Source organism: Longimicrobium sp. (genome assembly GCF_036388275.1).
Lineage (GTDB): Bacteria > Gemmatimonadota > Gemmatimonadetes > Longimicrobiales > Longimicrobiaceae > Longimicrobium.
Genome location: NZ_DASVSF010000059.1, coordinates 97,282 through 119,004, shown reverse-complemented (window position 1 = coordinate 119,004; position 21,723 = coordinate 97,282). Strand labels below are relative to the sequence as shown.

Annotated in this window: 19 protein-coding genes; 4 read left to right on the top strand and 15 right to left on the bottom strand. The window is 70.5% G+C overall.

The window, feature by feature from the left end; genetic code table 11:
* Positions 1-27 precede the first annotated feature (27 nt).
* The 8 genes from VF632_RS12400 to VF632_RS12365 all read right to left on the bottom strand — a co-directional run bounded on the left by VF632_RS12400 (position 28) and on the right by VF632_RS12365 (position 8,676).
* Positions 28-618, bottom strand: coding sequence for a hypothetical protein (locus tag VF632_RS12400; RefSeq protein WP_331023210.1), 591 nt, complete (start codon positions 616-618; stop codon positions 28-30).
* A complete protein-coding gene (locus VF632_RS12395) occupies positions 615-1,934 on the bottom strand; it encodes a metallophosphoesterase family protein (protein ID WP_331023209.1) in 1,320 nt (439 codons plus the stop codon). The genes VF632_RS12400 and VF632_RS12395 overlap by 4 nt, the downstream gene beginning before the upstream one ends.
* Complete coding sequence (locus VF632_RS12390) at positions 1,934-2,323, bottom strand: hypothetical protein (RefSeq protein ID WP_331023208.1); 390 nt, start codon at positions 2,321-2,323, stop codon at positions 1,934-1,936. The genes VF632_RS12395 and VF632_RS12390 overlap by 1 nt, the downstream gene beginning before the upstream one ends.
* A 10-nt stretch (positions 2,324-2,333) precedes the next feature.
* Positions 2,334-3,338, bottom strand: a complete 1,005-nt coding sequence (locus VF632_RS12385) for an FHA domain-containing protein (protein ID WP_331023207.1) — start codon at positions 3,336-3,338, stop codon at positions 2,334-2,336.
* Between the two features lie 71 nt (positions 3,339-3,409).
* Positions 3,410-4,909: a protein kinase domain-containing protein gene (locus tag VF632_RS12380; protein ID WP_331023206.1), complete on the bottom strand. Its 1,500-nt coding sequence runs from the start codon at positions 4,907-4,909 to the stop codon at positions 3,410-3,412.
* A 6-nt stretch (positions 4,910-4,915) separates the two neighbouring features.
* Complete coding sequence (locus VF632_RS12375; RefSeq protein ID WP_331023205.1) at positions 4,916-5,638, bottom strand: vWA domain-containing protein; 723 nt, start codon at positions 5,636-5,638, stop codon at positions 4,916-4,918.
* A gap of 210 nt (positions 5,639-5,848) precedes the next feature.
* Positions 5,849-7,816, bottom strand: coding sequence for an HD domain-containing phosphohydrolase (locus VF632_RS12370; RefSeq protein ID WP_331023204.1), 1,968 nt, complete (start codon positions 7,814-7,816; stop codon positions 5,849-5,851).
* Positions 7,813-8,676, bottom strand: a complete 864-nt coding sequence (locus VF632_RS12365) for an MBL fold metallo-hydrolase (RefSeq protein WP_331023203.1) — start codon at positions 8,674-8,676, stop codon at positions 7,813-7,815. The genes VF632_RS12370 and VF632_RS12365 overlap by 4 nt, the downstream gene beginning before the upstream one ends.
* 262 nt (positions 8,677-8,938) lie before the next feature.
* Between VF632_RS12365 and VF632_RS12360 the strand changes: the two genes are divergently transcribed.
* The 4 genes from VF632_RS12360 to VF632_RS12345 all read left to right on the top strand — a co-directional run bounded on the left by VF632_RS12360 (position 8,939) and on the right by VF632_RS12345 (position 15,071).
* Positions 8,939-10,003: a hypothetical protein gene (locus VF632_RS12360; RefSeq protein WP_331023202.1), complete on the top strand. Its 1,065-nt coding sequence runs from the start codon at positions 8,939-8,941 to the stop codon at positions 10,001-10,003.
* An 8-nt stretch (positions 10,004-10,011) separates the two neighbouring features.
* Positions 10,012-10,758, top strand: a complete 747-nt coding sequence (locus VF632_RS12355) for a FecR family protein (protein WP_331023201.1) — start codon at positions 10,012-10,014, stop codon at positions 10,756-10,758.
* On the top strand, positions 10,755-12,851 hold the full coding sequence (locus VF632_RS12350; RefSeq protein WP_331023200.1) for a hypothetical protein: 2,097 nt from the start codon (positions 10,755-10,757) through the stop codon (positions 12,849-12,851). The genes VF632_RS12355 and VF632_RS12350 overlap by 4 nt, the downstream gene beginning before the upstream one ends.
* A 129-nt stretch (positions 12,852-12,980) precedes the next feature.
* The gene (locus tag VF632_RS12345) at positions 12,981-15,071 is read left to right on the top strand and encodes an adenylate/guanylate cyclase domain-containing protein (protein ID WP_331023199.1); all 2,091 of its coding nucleotides are present in this window, start codon (positions 12,981-12,983) and stop codon (positions 15,069-15,071) included.
* 5 nt (positions 15,072-15,076) lie between these two features.
* On the opposite strand, the gene VF632_RS12340 is transcribed toward VF632_RS12345, so the two are convergent.
* The 7 genes from VF632_RS12340 to VF632_RS12310 form a co-directional block, all read right to left on the bottom strand.
* On the bottom strand, positions 15,077-16,219 hold the full coding sequence (locus tag VF632_RS12340) for a hypothetical protein (protein ID WP_331023198.1): 1,143 nt from the start codon (positions 16,217-16,219) through the stop codon (positions 15,077-15,079).
* Between the two features lie 139 nt (positions 16,220-16,358).
* The gene (locus VF632_RS12335; protein ID WP_331023197.1) at positions 16,359-17,546 is read right to left on the bottom strand and encodes a peptidoglycan recognition family protein; all 1,188 of its coding nucleotides are present in this window, start codon (positions 17,544-17,546) and stop codon (positions 16,359-16,361) included.
* 271 nt (positions 17,547-17,817) lie between these two features.
* A complete protein-coding gene (locus VF632_RS12330) occupies positions 17,818-18,162 on the bottom strand; it encodes a hypothetical protein (RefSeq protein WP_331023196.1) in 345 nt (114 codons plus the stop codon).
* Between the two features lie 94 nt (positions 18,163-18,256).
* Entirely contained in the window at positions 18,257-18,739 is a 483-nt protein-coding gene (locus tag VF632_RS12325) for a DinB family protein (protein ID WP_331023195.1), read from the bottom strand.
* Positions 18,740-19,396: 657 nt separating this feature from the next.
* Positions 19,397-19,996, bottom strand: a complete 600-nt coding sequence (locus VF632_RS12320; protein WP_331023194.1) for a hypothetical protein — start codon at positions 19,994-19,996, stop codon at positions 19,397-19,399.
* Between the two features lie 3 nt (positions 19,997-19,999).
* On the bottom strand, positions 20,000-20,233 hold the full coding sequence (locus VF632_RS12315; RefSeq protein WP_331023193.1) for a hypothetical protein: 234 nt from the start codon (positions 20,231-20,233) through the stop codon (positions 20,000-20,002).
* Positions 20,234-20,574: 341 nt separating this feature from the next.
* Positions 20,575-21,249 carry a hypothetical protein gene (locus VF632_RS12310; protein WP_331023192.1) on the bottom strand — a complete coding sequence of 225 codons (675 nt, stop codon included), beginning with the start codon at positions 21,247-21,249 and terminating at the stop codon, positions 20,575-20,577.
* Positions 21,250-21,723: the final 474 nt, after the last annotated feature.

Genomic DNA, 21,723 nt, shown 5'->3' with positions numbered 1-21,723 from the left:
CGCACCCGCATGGCTGGCGCGGCCGCGCTAATGCTCGCGCCGCCGCGCGCCGAAGAGGATGCGCAGCGCGGAGATCGCCCCGAAGAACAGTCCCGCGCCGCCGCCCACCATCACCCCGAACATCGCCGACCAGATGGGATCGCCGCCCTGCTGAAATCCGATCACGCCGCCCGCGATGCCGCCCAGCACGCCCCAGCCGATCACGTGCCGCAGCACGGCGAGCAGCGCGCGCACCATCAGCACCGCGAAGTTCGCTCCCGCTTCCACGTACGGCCGCATGTCCTCAGCCACCACGCGCGGATCGCGCCCGGCGTACGGCGGCGGGGGTGCGTCGAACACCACCGGCGGCCTGCGTGGGCGGCGCGGCGCCGCTTCGACGGGCGCACGCGGCGCCTCGCGTCTGCCAGGCGCGGGAGCGCGTGGGGAGACCGGTCGAGAGCGGCGGGCCTGCTCTTCCGCCACGCAGCGGGGGCACTCCGCGGAAGACAGGAAGCCGATCTCCTTGCCGTGCACGCGGCACCAGAAGCGCAGGGGAGTGCCGCATACCTCGCATTCCCCGCCCACGGCCTCGTCGTGCTCCACCCCGCAGTTGGGACACCGCTCGATGACGCGCGTCACCCGCCCTCCCCCGTGGAGGCATCCACCGGCTCGGGGTAGACCTCGCGCACCAGCTCCGGCGGAATGAACAGGCGCCGCACCTCCGGCAGCTCGCCGCGCACCCAGCGGGCGACGACGGGCACCCGCTCGTACGGGCCGAACACCTCGCGCGGCAGGCGGTGCGAAAGGGTGTTGATGGTCAGCACGGGGTGCGCGGCCCAGGCCGGGAACACGGCGAAGCGCTCCTCGACGTGGTCGTGCCCGCGCAGCATGCGGCCGATGGGCCGGCCCAGCCTCGTCGCGAGCTGGCAGAAGGCGGCGAAGTCCTCGCGCCCGAACTCGCTTCCGCGCGTGGTGCGGTTGGGAATGCGCTTCCGTGCGCGCGGGTGCGCCCGCAGCCACACGAAGTCCGTCAGCACCCGCGGATCGTTCCAGTTCCCGCTCTCCGCCAGCTCGGGATGAAGGTCGGTGTGCGGAATGCCCGCGTGCGCCACCAGCAGCCCGTCGGGAAAGAACAGGGCCCGCGGCGCGCGGCGGAAGAAGCGGATGATCAGCTTGCCCAGCCGCTCGGCCCACGGGTGCCCGGCGGCGCACTGCTCGTTCAGCCAGCCGGTGAAGTCCGATGGAAGCACGGACGACTGGAAGCGTCCCTCGCCGTGCGACAGCGCCTCGTCGTGGTTGCCCGCGAGCACCACCACGCGCATGGGCCCCTGCAGCATCAGCTCGAAGATGCGCAGCACCACCTCCGCCGCGTGCCCGCCGTCGTCGAACAGGTCGCCGAGAAAGACGAGGCGGGCGTCCGCGCCGCCGCCGCTGCGGTCCACGTGCTGAAGCGCGGCCTCCAGCGCCAGCAGATCGCCGTGCACGTCGCCCACGAACCACACCTCGCCCAGCGGCCAGTCGTCGCCAATGTGGATGGCCTGGTCGTCGGGCCCGGCGGCGTACTCTTCGAAAGCGGTGCCCAGCGGCCCGCCCCCCGCCAGCCGCTCCTCCATCGCCGCGATGATGCGCTCCGCCCGCTCGCCGGACGGCGGATTCGCGACCGCCGCGCGCACCGCATTCCAGTCCAGCGACCGCACCTCCAGCACGTTCACCGAAGCGGCCTCGGCGACGGGTGCGGCCGGGGCTGGCGGCGGCGGGGATTCCGGCTCGGGCGGCGGTGCATCGGCCGGGGGCGAGGCTGCCGATTCCGCGGCCGGGGCCACGTCGGGCTGTCCGCCGATCCCTTCGGTTTCCTCGACCCGGGCCGTCTCCGCGTCCCCGCCTTCGACGGGCGCCGGGGCGTCGTCGGACGTGGATTCCGCGTCCTCGGCCCGGGGATGTTCCTCGTTGTCCATCAAAGCTCGTTCTCCACGCGCAGTCGCAGGCGGGTGGGGCCGATGGTGATCACCGCGCCCTCGGGGAGCGGGGCGGGTGCATCGCCCAGCGCCGCGCCGTTCAGAAAAGTCGGGTTCTTGGCCCCGGGCGCGGGGGCGATGCTCCAGCCCCCGTGCACCAGGTCGCGGGCGAGAAGGAACTGGGGCTCCGCCGCGTACACGTGGTCGTCACCGGCAAAGGTCTGCAGCAGGTGCTTGCCGATGGCCGTGTCTACCCCCACGCTCAGCCGCTTCGTCGTGGCCTCCGACACCAGCGCCAGCGTGCCGGCGCGGGTGTGCCCGCAGGCCTCGCACCGGCGGGTGGCGTCGTTCTCGTGAACGAAGCCGCACTGCGGGCACTTCCACGCCATCCGCCGCCTCTCAGGCCGTGCGGACGGTGAGCGGCAGCTTGGAGATCCCCTTTTCCGCGCGGCCCACGGAAACGACGTCGCCGTCGTGAAGCGGTGCCGGCGCGGTGATACGCTCGCCGTTCAGCAGCGTCTCGTTGGTGGTGGCCGCGCCGGGCACGATCTGCCAGGCCCCGTCGGCACCGCGCTCGATGACGCACTGCTCCGTGTCCCACACGTTGAAGTCGTCGCCGAACTGGCGGACCGCGTGCTTGCCCAGCGGCGTGCGCACGCCCAGCGTCAGCGCCTGCCCCGACTCGCCGACGAGTTGAATGCGGTCCGCCGACAGCGCGCCGCCGGGTGCCGCCGGCGCTCCGGCCGCCGGATCGGTGGAGGGCGCAGCCGCGGGTGCATCGAGCGGAGCTTCGCCGCTGGCCGTCACGTCGGCGGCGGTCGTGTCCGTCACCGATGCGCCGACTTCGGGCGCGGCAACGTGCGCCGGATCGACAGCTTCGGCGGCGGTAGCGGGGTCGACGGGCGTCGTAGCATCCGCGGAGGCGTCCGCGGTCCCCGTGGAGGATGTGGTATCGCCCTCCGTCGCGCCCGTCGACCAGCCGTCCCCCGCGCCTGCATCGGTGGAGGGAGCCGCGGGCGATTCCAGCGTGACATCCGAATCCGCGGCCGAAGCGGCGTCCGTCGTCGGAGCGGCGTCGGTGGATGCGGCCTCTCCGGCGGAACCCGCGTCCGTGGGCGTGGTCGCGTCGGTGACGGCGCCCGCTTCCGCCGGCGTGCCGGACGGATCGGGCGCGGGGTCGATCCGGGCTCCGGCGCCGTCGCCCTGGTCGCTCGGCGTCGCGACGGGCGCGGCTCCCGGCGTTTCCGGTGCGGGCGTGACCGATCCGGGAATGGGCGGCTCCGCTCCCGGCGCTTCCGGTGCGGGCGTGGTCGATCCGGGGGTGACGGGCTCCCCGCCCGTTCCCGAGCCCGGCGTTCCAGGAGCCGTCGCTTCCCCTTCAGGCTGCTTGTGCTCTTCCGTCACGATTCGTCTCCCACGTACGGTCTGTGCTGGTCGGCGCGATGGCGATCATCGCGCCCTCCTTCGTCGTTCGATCAGGCCGCGCGCACCGTCAGCGGCAGCTTCGCGATCCCCTTCGCCTCGCGGCCCACCGCGATCACGTCTCCCTCGCGCAGCGGCTGGGGTGCGGTGATGGCGGCGCCGTTCAGCAGCGTCTCGTTCGTCGTCCCCGCCTTGGGAACGATCTGCCACGCGCCGTCGTTCCCGCGGTCCAGCGTGCACTGCTCCGTGTCCCACACCGCGAAGTCGTCCCCGAACTGGCGGACCATGTGCTTGCCCAGCGGCGTGCGCACTCCGATGGTCACCATCTGCCCCGACTCGCCCGCGAGTTGGATTCGAGCCGCGGTCAACGGGGCGCCACCGGCCCTCGCTGGCCGCGCGGCCGGGGCCGGAGCGGGCGGCGTCGGGGCAGGCGGACGGACCGGCGGCGGAGTGACCGGCGGTGCAGCTGGCGCGGCTGCTCTCGGTGCCGGTGCGACCGGTGGCGGCGTGGGCGCAGCGGGAGCCGGCGTCGCAGCAGGAGCCGGCGGCGGAGCCGCAGTCGCAGCGGGAGTCGGCGCCGGCGCGGCGGCCGGAGGCGCCACGGCACCGGATGCGGCGCTGGCCGTCTTCCCACCGATGCGCCCCGTGAGCACGTCGCGCACTTCGGCGGCCGTGGGGCGGTCCGCCGGGCGCGGCGACAGGCAGCGCCAGAGGATGTCGGAAACGGCCTCGTTCGTCGCCGGGGCCGGCATGGTGCCGCCCAGCACAGGGCGCTCGGCGGCGTGCGCCAGCGCCATCCGGGCGTACTCCGACTGGTCCTCGGCCCAGTACGGATGACGTCCCGCGAGCAGCTGGTAGAGGATCAACCCGCAGGTGAACACGTCCGAGGCGGCGCCCGGCTTGGCGCCCGCCGTAAAGTGCTCGGGCGAGCGATAGTTGTCGGTGCCCACGTACCCCTGGTGCCCGTGCCATGGCGCCGTCTGGTCGGTGAGCACCGAAAAGTCCAGGTCGATCAGCTTCAGCTGGAAGCCCGCCGCGATAGACGGGTCCTCGATCAGGAACGCGTTGTCGGGCTTCAGGTCGGCGTGCGCGACATTGGCCGCGTGCAACGTGTTGATGCCCGACATCAGCACCTTGGCCCAGATCACGTGCTGCTCCCACAGCCGCGTGTCCTTGAAGGGAACGGCGAGCGTGTGCCCGCCGTTCGCCTCGGCCTCGCGCTCGAAGATGCCGCCCAGGTCGGCGCCGTTCTCCACCAGCTCGAAGACCTGGAAGTACGTGCGCCCGCCCCACACCGCCTCGAACGAGTCGATGGCGCGCACGCAGAAGTTGCGCGCCGGGCTCTCGGCGATCCGCCGGTTCAGCTCCTTCTGGTAGCGCACGTAGTCGCGGTACCAGGCGACGGTGACGGAGGGCGACTTGTACTGCTTGAAGAACACCCGCTGCCCCGACGACTTGCGCGCCGCGTACGAGATGGCCATGGCCCCGGGCCCGAACACCTTGTCGATCTGGTACCCGTTGACGGCGTCGCCCACCTTGAGCTTCTTGGCCATCCCCGGTCAGAGCGCCACGGTCTCGGCCGACTTCGACACGCTGGCCGCCAGCTGCCGAAGGGTGTTCTTGAAGTTGGCCTGGTCCGACGTGAACTTGGCCAGCGCATCCTGCGGGTTCAGCCCCGGGTACGAAATGGCCTCCCACTCGGACTTGTCGATCTGGCTGAGCTCGTCGTAGCCCGGCATGTCGGGCGCGAACAGGCTGAGGATCACGCGGTTGTTGATCACCGCGTTCATCACGTCCTGAATGCCGCCGCCCTTGGCCTCGGGGATGGACATGGTAGGCTTGAACGAGGCGTCGGTGAACACCACCACTACGCGCGCCGCGTCGCTGCGGTACCGCCACTTGGTCGCGTCCAGGCTCTGCGCGCCCTTCTCGGTCTGCGGCATGGTGGACACCTTGTACAGCGCGTCGAGCAGCGACTCGGGCTCGTCGCCGCCGCCCCCGGCCACCAGGCCGGCCAGCTGCGCGCGCAGGGCCTCGACGTCGGTGACGAACGGGTTGTCGATGAACGGCTGCGGGTCTTCGTCGAAGTCGCTGTAGCCCACGGCCTTGGCGCGCCAGTCGCGGACGGGCGAGATGTTGTTGCCTTCGCCGCCGCTCAGCGACTCCACGAAGGTGCCGATGTTCGCCTTGAGGGCGTCGATGGCGGGCGCCATGCTCCCGGAGATGTCGATCAGGAACACGATGTCGGCGACCCCGCGGGTCTTGGTCTGCTGCTGGTCCATTTCGATCTGCCCCGCCGTTCAGAAGTCCATGACGTGTGCGGCCTTGGCCCGCCGCGGCGGGACCGGGCCCGCGCCGATCGGAGCCGCGGCCATTGCAGGTTTCAGTCCGCTACGCGTCCGTGGGGGGCCCGCGGGCGGAAAAGCCCCGGGCCCCGCGAGCGGTGTGCTCGGGGGCCCGGGGCGGCGGGAGCGGAGGGGATGGAAATCGCGTTACAACGCCCGCCAGTCCACCTCCAGGATGCGCCGGTAGACGCCGCTTTCCACCATCGTTTCCACCAGGTCGGTGTCCAGCAGGCCGTCGCGCGCCTCCATGTGCAGGATGTCGATGGCCTTCTCGGCGCTCACGGCGCGCTTGTAGGGACGGTCGCTGGCCGTCAGCGCGTCGAAGATGTCGGCGACGGTCATCATCCGCGTCTGCGGGGGGATGCCGTCCGCCGACACGCCGCGCGGGTAGCCCCTGCCGTTCAGCTTTTCGTGGTGCCCGTAGGCGATCGCCGCCACGTTGCCCAGGTCGCCCGTCCACGGGATCTGCACCAGAAACCGGTACGTCTGCTCCACGTGGCTCTCGATTTCCTTGCGCTCCTCCTCCGTGAGCGAGCCCTTGGGAATGCGCAGGTACGCCAGCTCCTCTTCCGTCACGTACGGCAGCGGCATGCCCTCCGGCCCGGCGAAGGTGAGCGCCGACAGCCCGTCCAGCTCCGCCGCGGCCTTTTCCGGCAGGATGGTGGGCTCGTTCGCGGAAAGGACGAGCGTGCGCACGCGCTCCAGTTCCGCCATCCGCGCCTCCATGGCCGCGTCCGCCAGCCGCTCGCCGCGCTCCGCGGCATGGGCGCGGGCGCGATAGTGCTCCATCTCCAGCGTGCGGCGGATGAAGGCGAAGCGGCCCTGCACGCGCTCCATCAGCAGCGGGGGCAGCTTCTTGGGCTTCACCAGCACCTCCTCGCGCACCCCCACCTTGCCGAAGTCGTGGAGCAGCGAGGCGTAGCGCAGCTCGCGCATCTGCTCGCTCGTGAAGCGCATCCCCGCGTACGGCCCGCGCCCGCCGCGCTCCAGCGCCACGGCCAGGTCGCAGGTCAGCGTGGCCACGCGCACGCTGTGGCCGGAGGTGGCGGGATCGCGCTGGTCCACCGCGACGACGGCGGCCTTCACGAAGCTCTCGAACAGGTTCTCCACCTGGCGGTAGAGGCGGGAGTTTTCGATGGAGACCGCCGCCTGCCCCGCCAGCGCCTGCACCACCTCCATCTCCCGCGGCCGGTAGGGCGTCACCCACTGTGCCGCGGCCTCCGGGCCGTCGATGCGCGCCTCGGGATCGCGCTTGTGGTTGATGAGCTGCAGCACGCCCACCACGCCGCCGCGGTGGTCCACCATCGGAACGACGAGCATGGAGCTGGTGCGATAGCCGAACCGCTCGTCGAAGCTGCGGTTCAGCCGGTACGGCGCGTCCGCCGGCAGGTCGTACGCGTCGGCGATGCGCAGCGTCTCGCCCGTGACGGCGGCGTACCCCGCCACGCTGGTGGTGTCCAGCGGCAGGGTGAAGGCCCGGAACGGCGCATCGATGGAATCGTTCTGCGCCAGCGTGAAGCACAGGCGCCGCTCCCCATCCTCCTCTTCCACCAGGTACAGGCTTCCCGCGTCGCTGGCGGTGAGCTGGCGGGCCTTGGAAAGGATGGTGTTCAGCAGGCGGTCCGGATCGCGCTCCGTCATCAGCGCCATCCCCACGCCGGCCAGCTCGCGGAGCTGGCTGCGCGCACCGGCCAGCTCGCGCTCCAGCCGCGCCTGCGACAGCCGCGCGGCGGAAAGGCGCAGGGCGCCGCGGATGGCCCGCGCCGCCGCCTCGTCCCCCCCGGGCAGCGTCAGCAGCACGCGCTCGCTCCAGCGCGCGACGGCATCCGTCTCCTCGTCCGCCGGGACGACGATGACGGCGTCCGGAAGCGCCCGCAGCGCCGCCTCCAGCTCGTCCGCCCCCACGGCGAGCGCCCGGTCCAGCACCAGCACCGTCGGCGCGTCGGGCTCCTCGACCTCCGAGAGCGAGTCGATGACCCGCGTCTCCAGCGCGGCGGCCGGCGGCGCGGGCGGCGTCCACGCGGTGGAATGCAGCAGCAGGGGACGCGGAGCCCGGGCGACGCGCGGCGGCAGCGGCCCGGCCGAGGCGGCGGACCCCGGAATCAGCGTGCTCATGCGTCCCCCCGGCAGAGGTGGACCGCCACGCCCTCGCACGCCGGGTCCACCCGCAGCGCCGACCCGCGCTCGGCCAACCCGCGCCGCACCTCGCTCACGATGGCGTCCAGCTCGTCGTCCCTGCGCTCGGGCGCGTAATGGAAGAGCAGGAGCCGGCGCGCACCGGCGTCCTCCGCTAGCCGCACGGCATCCCCCACGCTGCCGTGCCCCCAACCGCGGTAGCGCGGGTACTCGTCGTCGCGCCACATGGCATCGTGCACCAGCAGGTCCACTCCCGCGGCCCAGTCCACCATCTGCCGGTACTGTGCGTCGTCGGCCTCGCGCAGCTCGTTGTCGGGTACGTACGCGATCGAGGCACCGCCGGTCCGCAGCCGGTAGCCACAGGTGAACCCGGGATGGCAGACGCGCAGCGCATCCACCTCCACGGCTCCATCCGTCCACGGCGCGGTGTCCACATCCACGAACTCCACCCCCGCGGCCAGCGCATCCAGCGGCACGGGGAAGTACGCGGGCGCCATGATCCCGGCGAGCACGCTGGCGACGCCCGCCCCGTCCTGCGGGGGACCGTGGACGCGGATGCGGCTGTCGGCGTGGTAGAGCTGGCCGCAGAAGGGAAACCCCTGCACGTGGTCCCAGTGGAAGTGCGTCAGGAACAGCTCCGCCTCCACCGGCTCCTCCGGCTCCAGCGCACGGCTGAGCGCGCGGATTCCCGTCCCCGCGTCGAAGATGTAGCGGCGGCCTTCCGCCTGGACCTCCAAACACGGCGTGTTGCCGCCGTAGCGCACGGTGTCTGGCCCCGGCGCGGGGATGGAGCCGCGGGTGCCCCAACAGGTGGCGGTCAGGCCGGGCGGAGGGCTCATGGACAGCGGGGAAGAGGGCGTGGAGAGCGAGATGGGGATGGACCGCATCCGCCGCGCAAGGTAGGCGCGCGCTGGACCGGGTGCAACGATGATGGCCTCCACCGGAGCGCGGATGCCGGCGCGATCTTCCGCCCGCCGGAAGAAAAGCCTTGGCTCCGGGCGGGGTGCCGACTATCCTACCGCTGCAACGTGCCGGTGAGGCAGCACGGCCCGGCGCCCGTCGCTCTCTTCGCTCGACCTCCCTCTCGCTCCGTCGCCATTCATGCGTGTCTTCGTTCGCGCCCTCGCCGCGCTGGTGCTCGCGACCGGCTGGGCGGGCCTGGCCCCCGCGCCCGGCTCGGCACAGGTGCAGGTTTCCATCCGGCGGCTCGCCCCGGTGGAGGCCATCTTCGTCTCCGACCTTCTCCCCGGCAGCCCCGGGGTGCGGCCGGACCTGTTCGGCATCACCCTCATCAGCCAGGACGCCTCCCGCCCCGTGGTGATGGAGGTGGTGGTGGCGCGGGAGACCCCGCGGCCGCTGGAGCTGTTCCGCGGGACGACCGACCCGTTCGTCCCCCGTGACCCCGTGCGGCACCTGACCACCCGCGACCTGGCGACGGACGGGGGCGAGTTCGCCCTCACCGACTTCTCCGTCAACGAGAACCTGCTGGACGAGGCGGGGCTGCAAAGCGGCCGGCTGCCGGCGGGCACCTACCTGTTCACCGTCACCGTGCGCTCCGCGCAGGGCGCCGTGCTGGACAGCGACGAGCTGCGGATCACCCTGGGCTACTCGGGGCGCGTGGACCTGCTTTCCCCCGGCATTCCGGCGGACGCGGGCCCGCCGCCCATCGTCCCCGGCCCCACGCCGCGCTTCCTGTGGAGCGCGGATGGCGATGCGCCCGGCGCGCGGTACCGGCTGCGCGTGGCGCGGGTGGACGGCGAGGGATCAGCCGTGGAGGCCATCCAGGGCGGCTTTCCGGTGTGGGAAACGTCCACTTCAGCCACCTCGGCGCTGTATCCCGCCTCCGTGCAGGCCGTACGGCTGGAGCCGGGGGGCACCTACGCCTGGCAGGTGACGCGCGAGGTGGCCACGTCGGGGGGCGACGAGCCCATCGAAAGCCCCATCTACTGGTTCCGCGTCGGCGGCGGGGGGACGGCGGGGGATGCGGGTGATCCGTCGTTCGCCATTCTCCTGCGGGCCCTCGGGTTTTCTCCCCAGCTGGACGGCTTCGTTCCGGTGAGCGCGCGGCTGCAGGACGGCCGCACGATTCCGCTGCCGGAGCTGCAGGCGCTGCTGGCCGCCATCGCCGCGGGGGACGTCCCCCTCCTTTCCGTCCGCGTCCAGTGAGGGCCGCCATGCGCAGAACGATCCTGGCCGCCGCGGCGGCGATCCTCGTCCTCGGCGCGGTGCCCGGGTATGCCCACGCCCAGCAGGCGGAGGTGGCCCTGGTGTACCGGCTGCTGCAGGAAGGGCAGATGGTGATCAATCCGGCGGCGGGCGGGGAGCGGCGAGCGCAACTGGGCGACCGCCTGCGGAACCGTGACGTGGTCGCCACGTCGGCGAACACGCGGGCGGCGCTGCGGTTCACCGACGACGGCTCCATCCTGCGGATCAACCCCGGCTCGCAGGTGCGGCTGACCTCCGGCGATGAGCGCGGCGCGGTGGTGCGCACGCTCCAGCTGGAGTTCGGCGAGGTGTGGGCGCGCGTCAACCGCCGCAATGGGTCGGAGTTCCGCATCCAGACCCCGGCCGGCGTGGCCGCGGTAAAGGGGACGGAGTTCCTGGTGCGGATCGACTCCGCGGGGGGCACCACCATCATCACGCTGGAAGGCGTGGTGGAGTTCTTCAACGAAGCGGGCCGCACGGACGTGGGCGCCGGGCAGCAGGCGTCGGCGGGTTCGCAGTCGGATGCGCCCGAGGCCCGGCGCGCGACGCGCGAGGAGCTGCGCCGGGCGGAAGCGGTGGGCGGCGAGGACGCTGCGGACGCCGGGCGTGCGACGTGGGTGGAGGTGCAGCTGCAGCACGCCGACGGCCGCGTGCGCACGCTGATGATGCAGGTGCCCGCCGAGGCGCTCCGCGGCCGCGTGCAGGGGACGCCATGAGGATGCGACTTCTGCTCGCCGCCGCCCTCGCCGCGGCGGCGCTCCCCGGACGGGCCGCGGCGCAGGAGCGGGCGGCGCCCGGCGCGCTGATCCTTTCGCCCGAGCCGGGGGAGCGCGTCCCGGCCGACCAGGTGCTGGTGGCCGTGTCACTACCGCGGGAGGCGGACTCGCTCGCGGTCTCCGTCCGCATAGGATCGCGCGACGTGAGCGCCGAGGTGGAGCGCTCCGGCGGCGTGGTCACCTGGCGCCCGCGCGAGCCGCTGGCGCCCGGGCCGCACCGCGTGGTCGTCGCCGCGCGCGGCGGGGGCGCGCCGGTGGAGTGGACCTTCACCGTGGCTCCCGGAGCTCGCCTCGCGGGACCCACCGGCGTGCCGCGCCCGCGGCCCTCCCCCGCCCTGCCGCACGGCAGCATCGTGATGGAGGGGGGTGGCAATTCCGTGAGCGGCCCCGGCGGCGCCTTTCGCCGGGAGAACGACTTCGCCCCGCGGATGTGGGTGAACGCGGGCGGGCAGCTGCGGCCGGGGTGGCGCTACAGCGTCCGCGGCCACCTGAGCGGGTACGAAACCGCCACACGCCAGCCGGTGAACCGCCTTCGCGCGGACCTGCACATCCCCGGTCTGTCGCTGGCCGTGGGCGACGTGAACCCCGTGCTCCACGACGTGATCTTGTCGGGGCGCCGGGTGCGCGGGGGACAGCTGGACCTGCGCGCCGGCTTCGCGGGGCTCAGCGTCGTGGCAGGGCAGACCGTGCGGGCCATCCCGGGCGCGCTGGACCCGCTGGACCCCACGCGAATCGAGCGGCGCGGCACCTACGAGCAGGACCTGCTGGCTGTTCGCCCGTCGCTGCGGCTGGGCGGCTTTCGGATGGGGCTGACGGTGATGCACGCCCGCGACGACGTGGGCTCCATCCCCACCCTGCGCACCAGTTCCTCCGCCGCGGACTCGGGCACCTTTTCCGCCATCCCCGCGCCCCGGGACAACCTGGTCGCGGGGCTGGACGTGTCGCTGCGCCTGGCGCGCGACCGCATCGTGCTGCAGTACGAGAACGCGGCCTCGCTGCTGGCCCGCGACATCACCTTCCGGCCGCGGACGCAGCGGGAGCTGGATTCCCTGTTCGTGGCCGCGGGCGCGGATCCGCCGGGGCTGGACCCCGCCAGCTGGGACCGCTTCTTCATCCTCAACGCGTCGCTGCTGCCGCTGGACCCGCGCGGGCTCACCAGCACGGCGCACCAGGCGCGGGCCAGCGTGCGCGCCGGCGGGCACCTCTTTTCCGCGGAGTGGCGGTCGGTGGGGATGGACTACCAGACGATGGGCCACCCCGGCCTGCAGCGCGACTGGCGCGGGCTGCGGGTGCGCGACTCGTTCTCGCTCCTGGACGCGCTCTTCGTGACGGCCGGGTACGAGCAGGACCGCGACAACCTGGATGGCTCCGCCCCCGCAACACGGCGCGGCCAGGGCGGGTTCGCCTCGGTCACCTGGCAGGCCCCGCGCGACCTGCTGCTGACGGGCTCGCTGCGCTTGGCGACCCGCGGCAACGGCCTGGCGGCGGGCACCCCCGGCGCGCTCGACGAATCCACCCTGGCCGCGTCCGGCGGGGTGCTGGTGCCCGTGGGCCGGCTGGCGGCGTTCCGCACGCGGGTGAGCCTCAACGGCACGTGGGTGGAGCGGAGCGATCCCGCCAATCCCCTGTCGGAGACGCGCGACCTGTACGTGCTGGCCGGCGTGCAGGGCGAAACGGAATCGCGCGGCACCAGCTTTTCGCTGATGGCGGGGCAAAACCGCGCCGAGTTCCCCGGCCTGGCCGACGGCAGCACCACGTTCGACCGGCTGACGGCGTACGCGCGGCGGCAGCTGACGGAGCGCTGGGCCGCGCGCTTCGACGGGGGGATTACCGCCGCGCGCAGCCCGGACGCCGCCGGGGCGGCCGGCCCGCGCTACACCCGCGGGGAGGCGCTGGGCGGCGGCGAGTTCGCGTGGCGCCCGGATGCGCTGCTCTCCTTCACCGCGGGCGTGGTGGACTACACGGACCAGCGCATCCCGGGGCTGGACACCCGCGAGCTGGTGATGCGCATCCGCCTGAGCCGCGCCTTCTGAAAAATCAACAACAGGCCTCACGCAGAGACGCAGGGCCGCAGAGAGGAAAACTGAGAATTACTCTCGCTTTTCTCTCTCTTCTGCGTCTCTGCGGCTCTGCGTGAGATCGCTTTTTTTCTTGGCTGTAGAATGAAGCTGAATCTACCGCAGCGCCGCACATTGCTGCTCGCGGCCGTCGCGCTGCTGGCGCCGCTCCTGGCGCTGGCCGTCGCCGAGGCGCGGGTGGGGCGCGCGCTGGAGCGGCGCGTGTACGACAGCTGGTTTACGATGCGCGGCACCCTGCCCCGCCCCGCGGACGTGGTGATCGTGGCAATCGACACCGACTCCGAGGCGTCGCTGGGACGGTATCCCTGGGGCCGCGAGTGGCACGCGCGTCTCCTGCGCAACCTGCACCGGGCCGGCGCCCGCGTGGTGGCCTTCGATCTTACGTTCGCCGACGCCTTTCCGCGCGCCGACACCGCCTTCCGAGCCGCGATCGACGAGACCGGGATCGCGGTGCTGGGCGCCAAGACGGATGTCGTCCTGCGCCGCGGCGCGCGCGGGTTCCGGCTGGAGGAGCCCGCCGGGGTGCTGCGCGGCGCCGCGATGGGGATCGTCGACGTGCAGCCCGACGCGGTGGACGGCGTAGTGCGCGAGTACCCGCTGCTCCACGCCTATCCCGATCGCGCCGTCCCCCAGCTGGGGGCGCAGGCGGTGCTCCGGTTCCTGGGCCTTCCCGCGAACTCGCTGCGCCAGACGGTGGACGGATGGCGGCTGGCTGCCCGTGCCGTTCCCGCGGGCCCGGGCGGGGCGATGCTGGTGGACTGGGCGGGGCCTGCGGGGTCGGTCTCCACCTATTCCTACGCGACGGTGGTGGACGACGCGGCGACCGACCTGGGCGAGTGGGATTTGGACTCGTTCGAGGACCTGGCCCGGGATGGCGTGTTCCGCGGCCGCATCGTCCTGGTGGGCACCACCGTGCCCGAGCACCAGGACCTGCATCCAACCCCCGTGCGCGACGCCGACGGGGCAGCGGGCGCGGTAGGGATGCCGGGGGTGGAGATCCACGCGCAGGCCGCCGCCGCGCTGCTGGCCGGGCGCCACGTTCGCCCCGTGCCGCGGCCCGCGCAGTACGCCTGGGCGGTGCTCCTGGCCGCGGCGGCCGTCCTGGCCCTGTCGCGGCTGCGCGGCTGGCGGGGCGTGGCCGCGGCGGGCGCGCTGGCGGTCCTGGCGCCCGTCGCGGCGGGGCTGCTGTTCACGGGGGGCGCCTGGCTGTGGACGGTGGCGCCCCTGCTGGCGGTGGGGCTGGCGTCCGGCGGGTCGGCGGCGGTGCTGTGGGCCGACGAGGCGCGGGAGCGGGCGCGCATCCGCGGCATGTTCCAGCAGTACGTGCCCCCCGCCGTGGTGCGCGAGCTCATCCGCCGGCCGGAGCTGCTGGCGCTGGGCGGCGAGGAGCGCGTGGCCACGGTGCTGTTCAGCGACGTGCGCGGCTTCAGCGCCGTGGCGGAGCGGCTGGCCCCCGCCGAGCTGGTGGCGCTGCTGAACGAGTACCTGACCGCGATGACGGACGTCGTGGTGCGTCATGGCGGCATCGTCGACAAGTACATCGGCGACTGCCTGATGGCGGAGTTCGGCGTGCCGGTGCCGCTGGACGACCACCCCGTGCACGCCTGCCGCGCCGCCCTGCGCATGCGCGACGAGCTGCGGCGCCTGCGCGCGGACTGGCGCGGGCGAGGGCTACCCGCCCTGCACGCGCGCACCGGCATCAACACCGGGGAGGTGCTGGTGGGCAACCTGGGCAGCCACCTCATGATGGACTACACCTGCATGGGCGACCACGTGAACCTGGCGTCCCGCCTGGAGGGGCTGAACAAGGACTACGGCACGGAGATCGTCGTTTCGGAGTTCACCTGGGCGCAGGTGCAGGCGCACTTCATCGGGCGGGAGATCGACTGCGTGCGGGTGGTGGGGCGCGAGGGGCTCGTGTCCGTCCACGAACTGGTCGCCACGCGGGAGGACGGCGTGGATGCGGACACGGCGGCGCTGCTTGACGGATTCGCGCACGCCCGCACGCTCTACTGCGAGCGCCGCTTCAGCGAGGCACTGGACGCATTCCAGGCGCTCGTGGACCGCTTTCCGGAGGATGGGCCCGCGGCGGTGTACCTGGAGCGCTGCCATGGCCATGCCGCCGCCCCTCCGCCCGCCGAGTGGGACGGCGCCCACCAACTGGTATCCAAGTAGCACCGCTACGGGGTGGACGTCCGCATGCTGTCGGCCGCGGGCGCTCGCGCGGGGATCCAGCGGGGGTGCCAGTCGTCCGCCGGGGCGCGCGTCAGCCGCGTGGCGTGCGAGCCGTCCGCGCGCGCCAGGTAGATCTCGTGGTCGCCGTCGCGGCTGGAGGCGAACGCCAGGTACCGCCCGTCCCCCGACCACTGCGGCTCGCTCTCGCCCCCCTCACTTCCGCCTGGAACCTCGCGCGTGGCCCCGGTGGCCACCTCGGTGATCCTCACGCGTGATCCCCGCCCGCGCTGCCGAACGATGTACGCGATGCGCCGCCCGTCTGGTGACCAGGCGGGCTGCTGCTCGGCGATGTCGGAGATGGTGTCTGGGCGGGTGAGCCGCCGCTGCCCCCCGCCATCGGCGCGCATGACGAAGATGCGCTCGTCGCCGTCGCGCGTGCTGGCGAAGGCCAGGTGAGTGCCATCCGGCGACCACTGCGGAAAGAAGTCGTCGTGCCTGGGAACGGTGGTCAGCCGCGTTTCGTCCGAGCCGTCCAGGCGCATCCGGTAGATCTCGGCGTTCTGGTCGCGGCTGCTGCCGAACGCCACCCACGCGCCGTCCGGCGAAATCACCGGCTCGAAGTTGCCCTCGCGGTTGTCGGTCAGGCGCTGCTCCCCCGTTCCGTCCAGGCGAATGCGATACAGGTCGCGAAAGCTGGCCTGCGCCGACTCGAAGACGATCCACTCCCCGTCGGCGCTCCACGCCGCGCTGCGCGAGTACGGGTGCCGCCCGCCCACGGGGCGCGCCGTTCCGCGGGGTACGGGATGAAAGACGAGCTGCTCGAACCGGTTTCCCCCCGCCTCCTCTACCTCGATGCCCAGCACCCCCGAGCCGTCGGGGGCGATCGTCGTGATGTAGCTGTCCAGCAGGGTGCGGGTAAGCCGCCGCTCGCCTTCGCCGGATGGGCGCACCACGTACAGCTCCTTGTTGCCGTCCCGCTCGGCCACGTACGCGATCGTCCCCGGGATCCGACGCCGCTCCGCGAGCGAGAGCGTATCCGCCGGGCGAGCTCCATCGGCGCGCCGCGGCTCGCCCCCGCAGGCGGCCAGGACCAGGGCCGCCAGGCAGAGTGCGGTTTGTGGGGCACGGAAGCGCAAACGGTGGTTCATCTTCGCGAGTGGCGGGTGTGCGAAAGAAAACGAGCCTCACGGATGAGGCGCAGGGACACGGAGACGGGTTCTCCATGTCCCTGCGCCTGGGCCCTGCCGTCCATGCCGGCTGTCCCCCGCGGGACGGCCGGCGCGGCGGCTACGCGCAGTAGTTCTGCACCCGGACGACGTAATCTACGCCGTAGGTCCAGAAAGCAGACCCCGGATCGCTCTTGCCGCTCTGCAGCTCGCCGTGGCCCTTCAGGTGGTAGCGGTCGCGCGGGATGGCGTACGCCTTGGTGATGTCGCAGCTGAGCCGCGCCGAGAAGTTGAGCTGCGTGTCGCTCCAGGTGGTCTGCGACGCGTACCCGGCGTGCTCGATGCCGACGGTGAAATCGTTGGACTGCACGCCGTTCAAGTAGGTGTGGGTTCCGCCGTTGCGCGTGGCGTCGTAGTACGCGCCGATGTGCCAGGCGCGGTTGGACTCGCGCACCAGCTGCGAAATCTGGATGGAGCCGTCGGCCATGTCCACCGGGCGGCTGACGACGTAGTGCGCGCTCAGCCCGCGGTCCAGCAGCGTCTGCAGGCACCCGTTCCAGTAGTCGCCCTCGCAGGTGTGCAGGATGATCATCTGCTGCTTGTACGGATGCGACGTGTTGGTGGGCACGGCGGGACGGGCGTTGTAGTTGGGGTTGGCCCGCCACAGGGCGCCCGACACGCAGAAGTCCGGCGCGCACTCCACCGCCGCGGCCGCCTGCACATCTACCTTCACCATCTCCTGCGGGATGGTGGCCGTCACGGCCCCATTCTCGTCGCGCGCCACGGCGCCGTTGCGCAGAACGCCGTACACGCCGTTCTGCACGTACATGGCGCGGATCTCGGCGCTGGCGATGCCGCTGTAGCGGGCCACCGCCGGCGCCCAGGCGCTCACGTCGTCACGCTCGATCCTCAGGTCGCCGGCCTGTGCCCCCAGGAGCGCGGCGGCCGCCCGCACGTTCGCGCGCACGTCGCTCTGCGCGGCTACGATGGACACGCCCGCCAGCGACGCGCCGCGCGCGAGCTGCGGCCCCCGAAGCGCCATCACCCCGTACGCGCGTCCCTGGCCCGGGAACTCTTCCTCACTGCGGATCATCTGCAGCTCGGTGGCGTGGTAGCCGATGGCCTTGAGCAGCGACGCAGGGACGTTGAACTCGGCCCCGGCATCGGCGAACACCTTGTCGAGGCTGGCCTGCGAGGGCACCGCGATCTCGGGATCCGCCGCATCGCGTCCGGAGGCGGGGTTGTCGGCGCAGGCGGCAAAAAGCAGCGCCGCGCCGGCCACGAGGGCCGACGTGTAAATTGACCGCATCAGGCATTCTCCGGGCGTTGGGTGTGTAGGGCTGGAACCCCTTCGTACGGCAAGGAGCGATCCGCGTCCCGCACAAGCCTGGACTGGCCCGGTGGCGGATCCGCGCAAGCCGTTGCGGCTGATCCGGATGCACGGTCTGCCCCGTCATCGCCAAGCGAACGTCATGGGCCGATGGGAGCGATTCCGGCCGCACCGTTCTGGTGCGGGAGCGAACCGCTGTGAGGCAGGGCTAAGCGGGTAGCGAAGCACCCGCGAGCATTGGGTTCGCTGGTCATGAGAGGCGGGATGCCTCCTCCCAGTTCACTTCGTCCCCGCTGGGCACGCCCCTCAGGAGGTCATCAAGCCCCGCGATGTCTGCCGGGGCCAGGGGCGTGATCAGATCCGGCCGTGCCTGCATCTGCTGCTCCAAGAAGCCGAGGAATATCCCAAAGACCGGGTCGTCTTCGTCAGCCTTAGGCTCCGCCTCGACCTGAGGCGTGAGGAGAAAGGTGTCGGCGGAAAGCGGATGCACGTCGTATCGACCCCGGAACAAGTTGGGATACTCCCGGCTGAAATCCTTCGGGAACGCCAGGGCGTCCTGGTTCCCCGCAGTGGTTGGACGTACGGTATAGCGCATCGGGTGTCCTCCCATGAGGTGTACGTGAATAACCACGTACACGCCAGTTACCAGGCACGATTGTTCGGGTCTTCGCGCGATGGTCGTATGTCGATCAGGTGCGCTCGTAGAACGGCGGCGGCTCGATGCCCAGGGCGCGCAGGTACACGTATCCCTGCCCGCGGTGGTGGATCTCGTTGTCGATCACGTACAGCAGAAGGTCGTGCACCTTGCCGGGGTACATCCCGAAGGCCGTGGTGGTCTCCTGAAACCGTTCCAGCGGAATCTGCGCCCAGAGCGCGTTCATCTCCTCCGTCGCTTCGTCCCAGCCCCGCAGTATCTCGGCCTTGGGGATGGCATCCCGGCCCCAGGATGTCGTCCACTCCTCGCTCACGACGCCGCGGAGCATGGGCGCCGCCATGGTGAGCATCTCCAGCGCCATCGTACCGAAGGACCGCATGCCCCCGAGTGTAAAGGTGAAGAGCTGGTCCTCGGGGAAGGCGTCGATCACCCGCCGCGTCAGACGGCGGTGCCCCTGCCAGTGCTCCAGCAGGGCTTCGGGCGAGATGACGGCGGCGGTTTCGGGAACGGTGGACATGCGATGGCCTCCGAGCAGTAGGTGGGATCAGGGACGGTGCGGGTTTTGGGCATTTCTGCGGTCCTTTGCACAGCCTACTTCGCGGGTGTGACGCTCGCAAGCACGTGCGCTTGGTCTAGCTCGTGCGTACCCGCAACGCTCGCGTCAGCCGGCATGCGAGTACGCCGTGGAGGTACGATGAGCGACCCGCCGCCGCCCAGATCGGGCTCAGTGAGCCCGATCCGCACCTTCACACCGTTCTCCGGAAGAATGCGCCGGTCAGGCAGGGCTTCGACGTAGACGCCCTCGAGCGCCTGCTGGCGGCCGTTGAGCCTGGAGCTCGCGCGAGGCGTACAACGCTACCGGACGCGCTGTACCGGACTTGCTACAATAGCAGAGGGGCGGCTACTCGCCGCCCCTCAATGCGCCCGTCCCCCACCCGGGGAGTCGCTGGCGTAAACTGCACCAACTCAGGCGGCAGTTTCGGCGCGCTTCTTCAGCGAGAACGCACACGGCCCCTACGTAGCTGCCTGTGATCGTCTCGCGCTCGCGCTCCCGCTCAGAGGTCCTCAAACGTCAGGTCGAGCTTCACCGTTAGTTCTGGTGAGCCGGGACGTCGACGTTCGCGCTCTTTCCGTGCCATTGGTTTCGGCAGGGGCGCGGGGGCGCTCTACTCGGTCAAGAGTCGCAGAAGACGTTGATCTGCGCAACGCTCTTCCAGCCTTGGTCCGTTGTCGCGTACCACTGTGTTCCAGAGGCCAGTCCGGACGCGATATGGAACGCATCCGCCCAATCGAGGAACATGTATCGGTTCTTGAGCAATCGCGCGGCTTCAACGATGCTATCTTCCGCCCGGATCCCAAAGGCTGTGGTCGTACCAGCGGCCGGAAGGGTAAACCAAATATCGTAACCGGAAATCCGGCGCCACGCCCGGCGAACAAGGCGCATCGTGTCTTTGTAGACTTGTTCGCAGGTAGGGCTGTCCGCATTCCAGAAGGCGCGCCACGACTTGTGGCCGTGGCTCTTGTGAACGTTCTTTGTGATTACGTGCCCTACTTCAGAGAACGCGAAGGGCGAGGATATAAATTGGACTCCGTATCCTCGGTACGCATGTAAAAATGCCGCCGATGCAGCAGCCCTGTTCAGCTTCGTTGCATTTGTTCCGCAGAGAGAGGTGATCTGCGAAACTTCATCAGTGAGAACGTCAAGGATGAAGCTAGTGTCGCAGAAAATGACGTCTGGCCTCGTTACCGCGCTCCCGAACAACTCTACGGCCACAGATCATTCCTCGTCTTCATCATCTATGGAAAAGTCGACCAGACCCCAAAGCCTGGATTCTTCATCCTCCGAGATGTCATCGTCCTCATCGCCGGTATCGGCCCTGAGTTCAGCGATAACCTTTGAAAGAAGTGCATCGGCACGCACAGCGATGGCTTGCCGCTCATTTAGCACGGCCTCCAAGCGCGATAGCCGCTCGTCGTATTCGCGACGGACCGATGCAATTGCGGAGTCCATTTCCGCAGAAAGCCGCGCAGCGAAGTACTTCCGCCACCGTGCAAGGTCGGGATCTACAACGCGTATTCCCGCCGCGACAGGATCGGTTTCAGTGGCAGGTCGCAATACCACTCTGCGGGCGCGGGTCTCTGTTCCAATGTCCCACCCCACGACGTACTCACCACCCCAAGCCTCGCCTTCAATTAGTCGTCGCGGAGTAGGGGACCATGCCTTTGCCTTACCAACGTCAAAGTGTGGCGGTGCAAGCGTCGCCGGAAAGCACGACTCAAGGTCGGGTGCGGTATGGTGCCCCGCCCCGAGGTTCGGAAGGCCAAACATCTCACGAAACCGTGACATTGACGCTACTCGCTGGTGTCGGAAGGTTCGACGAACATCCGGGTCGCCAAGTCGGCTGAACGCTGGATCGCTGAGCCGAACAGATCGGCATCTACTCGGGTATACTGAAACACTGTTGCCACACCGAACATGTCATCGCTTAAGGCGGAGACCATAAGTCTCTCAGTCCCCGCATCGCCTTCGTAGGTGATTTCGACACCCGAGAGTTGTGCGCCATAGTCTTTTTTTCCATCCCTTGCGGGAAGTGGAACCGGCAAGGTATCCCCAGTCCACCACTCACGCGGGTAGCGGTGCTGCCCTACAACTGTGACCAGAGGCTTCGAATCTCCGTGAATCCCCTCCGCAATGGCCCCAAAGAAAGCTCGGACCGTCGGGATAGACTTCGCGGCCTTGAACGGCTTCTTCGCAAGTGACCCGTACACCGAGAAATGATAGTGCGGCTCGCCCCCCTCACCATGAAGCGCGCTCGTGCCCGAGATGCGAAACTCGTCGTGGCCACGACCACCCATACGCAGGGGTCCCGATAAAGCTTCAGTAGACACGTCCCAATCGCCCTCCGTTGGGATGGCCCTCGCTAGTGGTCCAATGTCGAACACGTCATTAGGTACGACAAGATCGACGCGGATTAAGCTGCACCGAGTCGCTCGCGCCAGCTGCTTTGTTGCGTTCAGATTCGCCACAGCAGTCCCTGTAAACGTCACAACAGCGTTCATCCGTCCCCGTTTCTCTAGCAATCCGCACGCCGAACGTTGGGGCAGTGTACTATTGAGCGCTTGGGGGGACAAGCGCAAGGGTCGCGCGATTAACCACAGTACCATCGACATTAACTTATGTTGCAGCGGGAGTCGTGCTGAGCCGCTTAGGCAGGTTGGATCGGGGGTCAGATGCTCTGTTCCACGAAGCCGCCTCCACGTGAGGCGTTCGCCGTCGGCCATCTGAATCGCCTGCCGCACACGCTCACGTCAGTGGTCTGCCGCGTGTTGTGCCGGAACTTCATGTACGTCACGTAGCGGTGCAGGTGCTGGCGGCCTCATTCGGTGATGGATACCCGATACGGAGCGCTCAAGAGAGGCAAAGAACCCGTCAGCGGCTTGCCGCGCGTCTCGACCATGGGCCAGCAGACGCGGTGCAGGACGATAGCGCGTACTTGTGGG

Excerpts from the sequence above, each read along its gene's own strand:
- VF632_RS12395 (WP_331023209.1), bottom strand. The coding sequence starts at position 1,934 with ATGGACAACGAGGAACATCCCCGGGCCGAGGACGCGGAATCCACGTCC.
- VF632_RS12390 (WP_331023208.1), bottom strand. The coding sequence starts at position 2,323 with ATGGCGTGGAAGTGCCCGCAGTGCGGCTTCGTTCACGAGAACGACGCC.
- VF632_RS12380 (WP_331023206.1), bottom strand. The coding sequence starts at position 4,909 with ATGGCCAAGAAGCTCAAGGTGGGCGACGCCGTCAACGGGTACCAGATC.
- VF632_RS12375 (WP_331023205.1), bottom strand. The coding sequence starts at position 5,638 with ATGGACCAGCAGCAGACCAAGACCCGCGGGGTCGCCGACATCGTGTTC.
- VF632_RS12370 (WP_331023204.1), bottom strand. The coding sequence starts at position 7,816 with ATGAGCACGCTGATTCCGGGGTCCGCCGCCTCGGCCGGGCCGCTGCCG.
- VF632_RS12365 (WP_331023203.1), bottom strand. The coding sequence starts at position 8,676 with ATGAGCCCTCCGCCCGGCCTGACCGCCACCTGTTGGGGCACCCGCGGC.
- VF632_RS12360 (WP_331023202.1), top strand. The coding sequence starts at position 8,939 with ATGCGTGTCTTCGTTCGCGCCCTCGCCGCGCTGGTGCTCGCGACCGGC.
- VF632_RS12355 (WP_331023201.1), top strand. The coding sequence starts at position 10,012 with ATGCGCAGAACGATCCTGGCCGCCGCGGCGGCGATCCTCGTCCTCGGC.
- VF632_RS12350 (WP_331023200.1), top strand. The coding sequence starts at position 10,755 with ATGAGGATGCGACTTCTGCTCGCCGCCGCCCTCGCCGCGGCGGCGCTC.
- VF632_RS12345 (WP_331023199.1), top strand. The coding sequence starts at position 12,981 with ATGAAGCTGAATCTACCGCAGCGCCGCACATTGCTGCTCGCGGCCGTC.
- VF632_RS12340 (WP_331023198.1), bottom strand. The coding sequence starts at position 16,219 with ATGAACCACCGTTTGCGCTTCCGTGCCCCACAAACCGCACTCTGCCTG.
- VF632_RS12335 (WP_331023197.1), bottom strand. The coding sequence starts at position 17,546 with ATGCGGTCAATTTACACGTCGGCCCTCGTGGCCGGCGCGGCGCTGCTT.
- VF632_RS12330 (WP_331023196.1), bottom strand. The coding sequence starts at position 18,162 with ATGCGCTATACCGTACGTCCAACCACTGCGGGGAACCAGGACGCCCTG.
- VF632_RS12325 (WP_331023195.1), bottom strand. The coding sequence starts at position 18,739 with ATGTCCACCGTTCCCGAAACCGCCGCCGTCATCTCGCCCGAAGCCCTG.
- VF632_RS12315 (WP_331023193.1), bottom strand. The coding sequence starts at position 20,233 with ATGGACTCCGCAATTGCATCGGTCCGTCGCGAATACGACGAGCGGCTA.